The following is an 8,592-nucleotide window of genomic DNA, read 5'->3' as shown; positions in this document are numbered from 1 at the left end:
TTTATATATCACTTATCAGAGGGAAGAGTGATATTACTTGAACTTACGCTTACGCGCAGCTTCAGATTTTTTCTTACGTCTTACACTAGGTTTTTCGTAATGCTCTCTTTTACGTGCTTCTTGTAGAGTACCGCTTTTAGAAACTGTACGCTTAAAACGTCGTAAAGCATCTTCTAGTGGTTCGTTCTGTTTAACAACAGTTTTTGACATGTGTTTTCCCTCCCTCCGATAATGCAAAAGGCTAATTCACATAGTAGATACTATGTACTTTAGTATTATAATATATTGTGATTGTTTCAGTCAATATTTAATTAATAATCATTATCTGAAACTGCACCATTAACAATCGCTATACCACTAGATGCACCGATTCTAGTTGCACCAACTTCAATCATTTTCTCGGCATCTTCAAGTGAGCGTACGCCGCCACTTGCTTTAACACCCATCTCTTCACCGACAGTTAAGCGCATCAATGTAACTGCTTCAACGCTTGCGCCACTGCCATTAAATCCTGTAGAAGTCTTAACGAAGTCCGCCCCTGCTTCTTTACTTAATTTAGATGCAGTCACGATTTCATCTTCAGTAAGTAAGGCAGATTCAATAATAACTTTAACTAAAGCATCATTGTTCGCAGCATCAACTACACTTTTAATATCTGCTCTAACATATTCTTCATTACCATCTTTAAGTTGACCGATGTTGATGACCATGTCGACTTCGTCTGCACCATTTTCAATCGCATTACGCGTCTCAAAAGCTTTTGTTTCTGAGCTTGTGGCACCATGCGGGAAACCGATGACAGTACAAACTTTTACTTCACTGTCTTTTAATGCTTCACTTGCTGTACTCACCCATGAAGGTTGAATGCATACACTAAAGAAACCATACTCATCAGCTTCCTTAGATAAGTTTAAGATTTCTTCCTTAGTCGCAGATGGACTTAGTAAAGTGTGATCAATATACTTTGCAATGTTCATAAGGACACTCCTAATAATTAATTTCGAGCATAATAATAATAGCACATTTTCTTTATTCGAAATAGCTACCAATTACAGATAATGCATACAACGGTGCTGTTTCAGCTCTCAATATTCTATGGCCTAAGCTGACGTTTGAATCATTCTTAAATATTTCGACCTCTTTAGATGTAAAACCACCCTCAGGACCAAAGATGAATGCAATAGTTTTGGCATTTGAATGCTCTAAGACAGAAGTGATTGGCATCCCAGAAATATTGTAATCCTCATAAGCGAAAAGTACCAAATCATAAGAAGAAAAATCAATTGTTTTTAAACGATTATCAAAAGATACTTGAGGAATAACCGTTCTTTTACTCTGCTCTGCAGCCTCTCTAACAATTTTTTCAAACCGTTCTAAGCGACTCTTTTCCTTCTTTTGGTCTAGCTTAACGACACTTCTATCTGCCTTGTATAAGACAAAATCAGAGGCACCTAGCTCAGTAGATTTTTGTAAGACAGTATCCATCTTATCACCTTTTAAAAGTGGACTAAACACAGTGATTTGAACAGGTAATTCCACATCACTTGTCAATTGTTCCAACACTTTATATTCAAGCGGTTCGATTGATGTCAACTGAACTAAATAAGCGGTGTTTGTACAATCTACAACAGTGAACGTATCATCTACATTGGAACGCATGACATTTCTAATGTGATGGTGATGTGAGGAATCCATCTCATAAACTCCACCTACAGAAACTTCTATTTCAATAAAATAACGTTGCATTATTTCACCTTTTTCGCAAGTATTGCCACCCAGCCATCTTGTTCTAAGACATCTTCAATATTAAAGCCAACTCGCTCCATATGCTGAACAATACTATCTCTCTTTTCTGTAATAATACCAGAAGCAATAAAGCTGCCGGTCTCTTTTAAGGTATTATAAGCATCTTCTATCATCACATCGATGATATGCGCTAAGATATTTGCAACCACAACATCGTATTTACCATTTTCAGTAGTCAATAAGTCTGCACTTTCGACTTTGATTGCATCACTGCATTGATTAAGCTCAAAGTTCTCCTTTGACACTTGTAAAGACAAATCATCAATGTCAGTTGCTTTAATATTCTTAGCACCTAAAAGATGTGCCCCGATGGATAAAATCCCAGAACCTGTACCAACGTCAATGACATCATCGCCTTTTTTCACTACATCTTCCATCAAAGTTAGACACAGGCTAGTTGTTGCATGGTCACCAGTACCAAAGGCCATACCAGGATCGATTTTAATGACCTTATCCTCACTCTGGATATTCACGTCATCAAATTCCCATGATGGTATGATAAAGAAGTTTTTACCTACTTTAAAGTTATGAAAGTGTTTCTTCCATTCATTTTCCCAGTCAGCTTCATTGATGATTGTATGATTGATTGTGATATTTTCCTTGTCGACTAATGAGCCAGTGGCTATGAAGGAATTTATTTCTTCTAATTTACCATTAATATCTATGGTCTCATCAAAATATACTGTAATAGTTATATCACTTTCTGGATAATCGTTTGGATCTAGACGGAATTTATCGTCAAAATCAGTTACACCTTCACGTAGTATATCTAGAGCATATTCAATAGAAACACCCTTGGCTATTGTATTTAAAAACATAGTAAGTGTCTCTTCATTTTCTTTTTTGGTACCAATTGTGATCTCATGCCATTTCATCATTTACTCACCTTTGAAAAATCGTTTTGTTTTATCGAAAATGTTTTCTTGTTGCTCGTTGATATCTTCACCATTTACTTTTGCTAACTCTTTAAAAATATCTCTTTCTTCTTCAGAGAGTTTTGTAGGTGTCACCACAGTTACTGTTACGAATTGGTCGCCATAACCAAACCCTTGAACATTTTTAACACCTTTTTCTTTTAATCTAAAGCGTCTACCTGATTGTGTACCTGCAGGAATCGTTAACATCACAGATGAATTGATTGTCGGAACTTTCAACTCGTCACCTAAGGCTGCTTGAGCAAATGAAATTTTTAGTTCGTAATGAATGTCATCGCCATCACGCGTGAATTTCTTATCTTGTTTAACTCTAAAGACAATATATAAGTCACCTTGTGGTCCACCATTAATACCTGGTTCACCTTCACCAGAAAGGCGGATTTGTTGTCCGTTATCAATACCCTCAGGAATTTTCACTTCAATATCAACATTCTTACTTACTGTACCATGACCGTTACAGTTGTCACATGGATGTTCGATTTCTTGACCTGTACCTGCACAAGTTGGACATTCTCTTTGTGTTTGAACACGGCCGAATGGTGTGTTTTGTTCTACAGACACATGACCTGATCCTGAACATGTTTTACATGTCGATTTAGAAGTACCAGGTTTTGTACCATCACCATGACACACATCACATGTTACATCTTTTTTGATTGTAACAGTCTTCGTTGCACCAAAGACTGCTTCTTCAAAAGTGATCGTCATTGTGTACTGCAGGTCGTCACCCTTACGTGGTGCATTAGGATCACGGCGTGCACCACCACCAAAGAATGAAGAAAAGATGTCTTCGAAGCCACCGAAGCCACCACTGAATCCGCCGCCGCCAAAGCCGCCTTGTGAATTCATACCTTCATGACCAAAGCGGTCATACTGCGCGCGTTTATTATCATCAGACAGTACTTCATAAGCTTCTGAAACCTCTTTAAACTTTTCTTCAGAGCCTTCTTTCATATCCGGGTGATATTTCTTTGATAGCTTACGATATGCTTTTTTAATTTCATCCTGACTTGCATTTTTATCTAAGCCTAATATTTCATAATAGTCTCTTTTAGCCACAATTTTTCCCTCCAACAGTCAATATAATACCATTTAAAAAGTCAAAGCCAAACACATTGGCTTTGACTTTTTTTGGTCAACTATATTATTTCTTATCGTCTTCGTCGTCTACTTCTTTGTAGGCAGCATCGATAACATCATCGTCTGAATTTTGTTCTCCTGAACCTTCAGCACCTTCTGCATTTGCTTGTTGCTCTTGTGCCATTTGTTCATAAAGTTTTGTTGTGATTGCGTGTAAAGCTTGTTCTAACGCTTCTTTTTTCTCTTTGATTGCGTCTAAATCTGAACCTTCTAGAGCAGTTTTCAAGTCGTCTTTAGCAGTGTTAATTTGTTCTTTTTCTGATTCTTCAACTTGTTCACCAAGATCTTCAATGCTCTTGTCAGCAGAGAAAATCATTTGGTCTGCTTCGTTTCTAAGGTCTGCTTCTTCTTTCTTAGCTTTATCAGCATCTGCATTTTCTTCAGCTTCTTTAACCATTCTATCGATATCGTCATCTGTTAAGTTAGAGCTTGATTCGATAGTGATTTTTTGTTCCTTACCAGTACCTTTGTCTGTCGCTGTAACATTCACTATACCATTTTTATCGATATCGAATGTAACTTCGATTTGAGGTTGACCTTTTGGAGCTGGTGGAATATCTGTCAATTGGAAGCGACCTAGTGTCTTGTTATCGCTCGCCATTGGTCTTTCACCTTGCACGACGTGAATATCAACTGCTGGTTGGTTATCCGCTGCCGTTGAGAATACTTGTGATTTACTTGTTGGGATTGTTGTATTTCTTTCAATGAGTACTGTAGATACGTTACCCATAGTTTCGATACCTAATGATAGTGGTGTGACATCAAGTAGTACAACATCTTGTACATCACCTGTTAGTACCCCACCTTGTACTGCAGCACCCATAGCGACAACTTCGTCAGGGTTTACACTGCGGTTAGGTTCTTTACCTAATTCCTTAGTGATTGCATCTTGAACTGCTGGAATACGTGTTGAACCACCAACTAAGATAATTTCATCAATTTCTGATTTAGAAACGCCTGCATCTTTAAGTGCTTGACGTACAGGGCCCATTGTTTTTTCAACAAGTTTGTGAGTTAACTCATCGAATTTCGCACGTGTTAATGTTGTTTCTAAGTGTAAAGGACCTGCTTCTCCAGCAGAAATAAATGGTAATGATACTTGAGTTGAAGATACACCTGATAAGTCTTTTTTCGCTTTTTCTGCAGCATCTTTAAGACGTTGCATTGCCATCTTATCTTTAGATAAGTCAATACCATTTTCTTGTTTAAATGAATCTACTAGGTAGTCAATGATGATGTCATCAAAGTCGTCCCCACCTAATCTGTTATCTCCTGCTGTAGCTAGTACATCAAATACACCGTCACCAAGTTCAAGAATTGAAACGTCGAATGTACCACCACCAAGGTCAAATACGAGAATGTTTTCTTCTTTTTCAGTCTTATCTAAACCATATGCAAGTGCTGCTGCTGTTGGTTCGTTAATGATACGTTCTACTTCTAAACCAGCAATTCTACCAGCATCTTTAGTCGCTTGGCGTTCTGAGTCGTTGAAGTAAGCAGGTACTGTAACAACCGCTTTACTTACTTTTTCACCAAGGTAACTTTCAGCTGTTTCTTTTAAGTTTTGTAAGATCATTGCTGAAATCTCTTGAGGTGTATATTCTTTGTCTTCAATTTTCTCTACATGCTCAGTACCCATGTGTCTTTTAATTGACAAGATTGTGTTAGGGTTTGTAATCGCCTGACGTTTAGCGACTTCACCAACTTGTCTTTCACCATTTTTAAATGATACAACAGAAGGCGTTGTACGGTTACCTTCAGCGTTTTGAATTACTTTTGGTTCTCCACCTTCTAATACTGATACTACTGAGTTTGTTGTTCCTAAGTCTATTCCAATTACTTTACTCATAATTATATAGCCTCCATTATATTAAATATTATTACTCGCTAACTTTGACCATTGTAGGTCGAATGACACGGTCTTTTAAAATATATCCTTTTTGGAATTCTTCTACGACTAAACCAGCATCCTTACCTTCCACAGCTTCTGTCATCACTGCTTGATGGAAATTAGGATCAAATGGCTGATCTAGTGCTTCAATTGCTTTAATATCATGGTTTTTTAATGTGTCTAATAAGTTATTATAGACCATTTCAACACCCTTATTTAAAGCTTCAAAACTCTCAGTATCGCCTTCGATGCTGAGTGCACGTTCTAGGTTATCAATGACCGGCAAGAGATTTTCAGCAAATTTTTGATCTTTATATTTGTTGTTAATCTCAGCTTCTTGCCTAGTACGGCGTTTGTAGTTTTCAAATTCCGCATAAAGTTTTAAATACTTGTTTTCAGTTGCTTCAACTTCATTTTTAAGTTCAGCAATTACATTTTCTTGTTTTTCTTCTTCAGATTCATTCGAGACAGCTTCTGTTGTATTATCATCAGTTTCAGTGGAAACCTCTACCGATTCTTCCTTAGCAGAATCAACTGTCTCCGTGTCAAGTTCTTCTGAAGTGACATCCTTCTTCTCTTCTGTCAAAGTCTACACTCCTTTTTTAAATGAGTGAAGTAAGTTAATGACGTGCTTGTACCCCATTAATTCCGGGCCAATCACCATCAAATTACCACTCAGTCCTTGATGCTCAAAATTAGTTGTAATGACTGAAACAGCCTTGTAACTATCATCCAACTCATCACCAAAATAAATACTTACATCATTAGATGATAACTTTTCTACAGTTTGTTGCAATGATTCTGACTCAATATCCTCGTAAATATGTTCTAAGGTCTCTACTTCATCTTTCATATCACTCAAGAGATAGTTAAAACCTGCATAGCCGACTGTACGCTTTGGCTGTTCTACAGCAGCAGCGATTTGTGCAGTCAACTGATCATATAAATTTCGGATTTCATGCGGTACAACTGTATGCTCATTTAAAATAAACAATGAATCATCTAAACGCTTATCTTTAAGTAAACTAGAAAATAGATTACTCAGTTTTGATAAATCGTCAACTGAAACATGTTTTCCCGTCCTTACTGGAAGCTGTTTTACACTCCCTGTATTCAAGACGATAATCGCAATACCCGCACTGTCGGTTAGAGGTGTGATGTACATACCTTTTACCTTTTCATCATCAGAACTTGCTGATACTTGAGTTAAATAGCCTGTTTCTTTACTTATAGATGTTGCAAGCGTCTGTGTAAAAGCCTCAATATCATCCACCGAACTGACAATTTCTATTGTCTGTGGCGGTGATGCCTTAATCATAGCTTTTTGTTCTTCGATGTAGAATTTCAAAGCTTTTCTCGATGGCATTCGTCCCGAAGACGTGTGAGCCTTTAGTAAAAATCCTGCTCTTTCAAGTGCTGCCATTTCATTTCTTATTGTTGCACTCGATACATCAAATTTGTATTTGTCTAATAAATACTTTGAACTAATAGGTGTCATTACATCCAAGAAATCATCTACGATAAATTTCAAAATGATTTGCTGCCTGTTCGTTAGCAAGTAATCACCTCATTAGCACTCTTCTCTCTTAAGTGCTAATAATAATTTATCAAATAGGTCAAAGTATGTCAAGGGTAAACGTTTCTTCTTTTTTAGAGCAAGAATTCAGCGAATACATCATTACCAATCATACGTCCTGACTCAGTTAAACTTACAAATCCACGACTTTGAATAATCAACTGTTTGGACTTCAACTTATCTATTGTTGGCCCGTAAACATCCTCTATAGTCAAACCGTACTTTTCAATAAATCTTTTTTCGCTAACACCTTTATTTAACCGAAGGCCTAAGAACATTTCTTCTTCATACTTATCATTTAAAGAAAGATCTAATTTTTCTTTAACTACAGAACCTGTTTCATTCATGCTTTTTATATAGTGTGGGACAGGCTTAATGTTGTAATATCTATACTCACCAGTGTAGCCGTGGCTACCAGCTCCTGCGCCAATATATGGTTCATTTAACCAGTAAGTCTTATTATGGGTCGACTCATGCTCTAAAGTTGCAAAATTAGAGATCTCATATTGTGGATAACCGAGTGCAGCTAAATCATTTATCACCTTATTATATTTTTCGCCCTCTTCTAAACTTCCTGCAATGGACATCTTACCTTGCCTAATTTTGTTATAGAACACTGTATGTGGTTCAATGATCAATGAATACCATGAAATATGTTTAGGTTTCAGTTCTTTTACATACTTTAAACTCATATCGATATCTTCAAATGTCTCCCCAGGTAGATTGTACATTAAATCTAAAGAATAATTAGATAGTCCAATTTTCTCTAGGTGATTTATACTTTGAAAGATATCGTCAAAGCTATGTGTACGTCCAAGTACTTTCAATAATTCATTATTAAAGGTCTGCACACCGAGACTAACTCTGTTGACACCGTAATTTTTTAATATATCTAACTTAGTACTCGTCAGCTCATCTGGATTAGCTTCAAATGTAAATTCCTCTGTCACAGTAAACTGTTCAGTAACAAAGCTGAGTAGTCTATCTAACTGAGTTTCATTTAGAGCGGTCGGTGTACCGCCACCAACATAGATTGTTTTTAAAGTTAACTTGCCATAAGTTTTCAACTCTAAAATTAATGCATCTATATATTCATCAACAGGCTGATTTTTAATTAGTACCTTATTAAAATCACAATAAGTACATATGCGATTACAAAAAGGAATGTGGATATACATGCTATCCATATGCGTCCTCCTAAAACTAAAGGAGAAATCCGTCGATTTCTCCTTTGTTCTGATTAA

Annotated in this window: 9 protein-coding genes; all 9 read right to left on the bottom strand. The window is 36.7% G+C overall.

Features of this window, described 5'->3' with window-relative positions:
- Nucleotides 1-33: 33 nt before the first annotated feature.
- On the bottom strand, nt 34-210 hold the full coding sequence (gene rpsU / locus V6E76_RS10795; RefSeq protein ID WP_026866433.1) for a 30S ribosomal protein S21: 177 nt from the start codon (nt 208-210) through the stop codon (nt 34-36).
- A gap of 101 nt (nt 211-311) precedes the next feature.
- Nucleotides 312-977, bottom strand: coding sequence for a deoxyribose-phosphate aldolase (gene deoC / locus V6E76_RS10790; RefSeq protein ID WP_247352778.1), 666 nt, complete (start codon nt 975-977; stop codon nt 312-314).
- A 52-nt stretch (nt 978-1,029) separates the two neighbouring features.
- Complete coding sequence (locus V6E76_RS10785) at nt 1,030-1,746, bottom strand: RsmE family RNA methyltransferase (protein ID WP_247352777.1); 717 nt, start codon at nt 1,744-1,746, stop codon at nt 1,030-1,032.
- A complete protein-coding gene (prmA, locus tag V6E76_RS10780; RefSeq protein WP_247352775.1) occupies nt 1,746-2,681 on the bottom strand; it encodes a 50S ribosomal protein L11 methyltransferase in 936 nt (311 codons plus the stop codon). The genes V6E76_RS10785 and prmA overlap by 1 nt, the downstream gene beginning before the upstream one ends.
- A 3-nt stretch (nt 2,682-2,684) precedes the next feature.
- Nucleotides 2,685-3,800 (bottom strand): molecular chaperone DnaJ, encoded by a 1,116-nt coding sequence (gene dnaJ / locus V6E76_RS10775; protein ID WP_247352773.1) that lies wholly within the window; start codon nt 3,798-3,800, stop codon nt 2,685-2,687.
- An 85-nt stretch (nt 3,801-3,885) separates the two neighbouring features.
- On the bottom strand, nt 3,886-5,730 hold the full coding sequence (gene dnaK / locus V6E76_RS10770) for a molecular chaperone DnaK (protein ID WP_247352772.1): 1,845 nt from the start codon (nt 5,728-5,730) through the stop codon (nt 3,886-3,888).
- 31 nt (nt 5,731-5,761) lie between these two features.
- Nucleotides 5,762-6,358: a nucleotide exchange factor GrpE gene (gene grpE, locus V6E76_RS10765; protein WP_166626629.1), complete on the bottom strand. Its 597-nt coding sequence runs from the start codon at nt 6,356-6,358 to the stop codon at nt 5,762-5,764.
- A 3-nt stretch (nt 6,359-6,361) separates the two neighbouring features.
- Complete coding sequence (gene hrcA / locus V6E76_RS10760) at nt 6,362-7,330, bottom strand: heat-inducible transcriptional repressor HrcA (RefSeq protein WP_166626628.1); 969 nt, start codon at nt 7,328-7,330, stop codon at nt 6,362-6,364.
- 92 nt (nt 7,331-7,422) lie between these two features.
- Nucleotides 7,423-8,535 carry a radical SAM family heme chaperone HemW gene (gene hemW, locus V6E76_RS10755; protein ID WP_166626627.1) on the bottom strand — a complete coding sequence of 371 codons (1,113 nt, stop codon included), beginning with the start codon at nt 8,533-8,535 and terminating at the stop codon, nt 7,423-7,425.
- Nucleotides 8,536-8,592 lie beyond the last annotated feature (57 nt).

Origin of the sequence: Jeotgalicoccus huakuii, from assembly GCF_036665975.1 — a bacterium.
GTDB lineage: Bacteria > Bacillota > Bacilli > Staphylococcales > Salinicoccaceae > Jeotgalicoccus > Jeotgalicoccus marinus.
The sequence above is the reverse complement of the archived record's forward strand: the minus strand, read 5'-3'. Positions and strand labels throughout refer to the sequence as shown.